This is a genomic window from Blastomonas sp. UPD001 (assembly GCF_003426715.1).
Lineage (GTDB): Bacteria > Pseudomonadota > Alphaproteobacteria > Sphingomonadales > Sphingomonadaceae > Blastomonas.
In genome coordinates this window covers 1-1,910 of the sequence record NZ_QKVT01000196.1, presented here as the reverse complement: position 1 = coordinate 1,910, position 1,910 = coordinate 1, and the positions used below count along the sequence as shown (strand labels likewise).

Below are 1,910 nucleotides of genomic sequence, written 5' to 3'. Positions count from 1 at the left end.
GTCGAAAAGGGTCTGGTCGCGCCCGACGCCAACCTTTCGGCGGACGAGATCAACAACCTGATCTTCGCGCCGGGCTTCTCGACCGCCGAGACCGTCTCGAGCATCTCGGGACGCGGCGTCGGCATGGATGTGGTCCGCCAGAACGTGAAGGACCTGGGCGGCCGCATCACGGTGAAGACCGAGCCGGGCGCCGGCACCAGCTTCATCCTGACGCTGCCGCTGACGCTCGCCATCGCCGATGGCATGACAGTCACCGTCGGTTCGCAGACGCTGGTGCTGCCGCTGTCGCACATCGTCGAGAACCTGCGTCCGGGCGAAGGCGAGATACACCGTCTGGGCAATGGCCGCCTGATGCTCAAGGCGCGTGATCGGTTCATCCCGGTGGTGAACATCGCCCGCGCGCTCGATCTCGACGGCGAGATCAACGATCCGACCGAAGCGGTGCTGATCATCGTCGATACCGAGCTGGCCGGTCAGGCCGCGCTGCTGGTCGATTCGATCGTCGACCAGCGCCAGATCGTGATCAAGAGCCTCAACGCCAATTACCGCTCGGTCGAATGCGTCGCAGGCGCGACCATCCTGGGCGATGGCCGCGTCGCGCTCATCGTCGATGTCGACGGCCTGGTCGCCGCCGAGGCTGGCACGCAGAGCTACCGGGAGGTCGCGTGAACGCGCAGGCCCTCGCCTTTGAAACGCTGCCGGGAATCAGCCGGGCGGTCTACTCGCCGGAGGATTTTGCCACCGTGCAGCGGCTGGCGCATGACACCGCGGGGATCGTGCTGGTCCCGGCCAAGTCGATGCTGGTCTATTCGCGCCTGGCCCCGCTGGTGCGCGAATCGCGTTTCACCACCTTTTCCGATTATCTCGGCTCGCTGAAGGGCAACGAGGAAGAGCTGCGCCGGGTCATCTGCGCGCTGACCACCAACCACACCTATTTCTTCCGCGAAGATCATCATTTCGAGCATCTGGGCGAGGAAGTGGCCCCGGTGCTGATCGCCAAGGCGCGCAAGGGCCAACCGGTGCGCATCTGGTCGGCCGGGTGTTCGAGCGGCGAGGAAACCTGGTCGATCGTCACCACGCTGCTGGGCGAGGACCCGCGCATGGCGGCGACGCTGGCAGGCACCGACCTTCGCATCCTGGCGACCGATCTGGACGACAATGTTCTGAACACCGCCCGCGCAGCGAGCTATTCGACCGAGAATATCTCCGCGATGCCCGCAGAGCTGCGGCGGCTGTGGACCCAGACCAATGGCGCCACCACCACGATCAACCCGCAGGTGCGCAATCTGGTGAGCTTCAACCGGCTCAACCTGCTGCACGACTGGCCGATGAAGCGCCGCTTCGACGTGATCTTCTGTCGCAACGTGATGATCTATTTCGACCAGCCTACCAAGGAACGTCTGGTCGCCCGCTTTGCCGACCAGCTGCTGCCGGGCGGCCATCTGTACATCGGCCATAGCGAGCGCGTCATCGGCCCCGCGGCGGCCCGTCTTACGCAAATCGGTAAGACTATTTACCTTAAGGAGGGCGCATGACCATCCGTGTCCTGATCGTCGACGATTCTCCCACCATGCGTGCACTGCTGGTCGAGGCCCTGCGCCCGGCCGCGGACATCCAGGTCGTGGGCACGGCGGTCGATGCACGCGAAGCGCGCAGCATGATCAAGGCGCTCAACCCCGATGTCGTCACGCTCGACATCGAGATGCCGGGAATGAGCGGGCTGGAATTTCTCGAAAAGCTGATGACGCTGCGCCCGACGCCGGTCGTGATCGTGTCGGGCCTGGCCGAGAGCGGCTCGGCGATGACCGTGCGCGCGCTCGAGATCGGCGCGGTCGAATGCTATGCCAAGCCCAGCGGCGCGGCGGGCAACATCCTCGTGTCCGATCAGGGCCGCCTCGCCGAGATGATCC

General features: G+C 65.2%; 3 protein-coding genes. All 3 read left to right on the top strand.

What is annotated here, in order from left to right; translation table 11 throughout:
• The coding region (locus DM995_RS20625; RefSeq protein WP_198669549.1) for a chemotaxis protein CheA at window positions 1–669 on the top strand (669 nt) is incomplete at its 5' end.
• Entirely contained in the window at window positions 666–1,535 is an 870-nt protein-coding gene (locus DM995_RS20620) for a CheR family methyltransferase (protein ID WP_232824597.1), read from the top strand. The genes DM995_RS20625 and DM995_RS20620, both read left to right, overlap by 4 nt.
• Window positions 1,532–1,910, top strand: a 379-nt coding sequence (locus DM995_RS20615; RefSeq protein ID WP_116970900.1) for a response regulator, incomplete at its 3' end; no start/stop codon positions are given. The genes DM995_RS20620 and DM995_RS20615, both read left to right, overlap by 4 nt.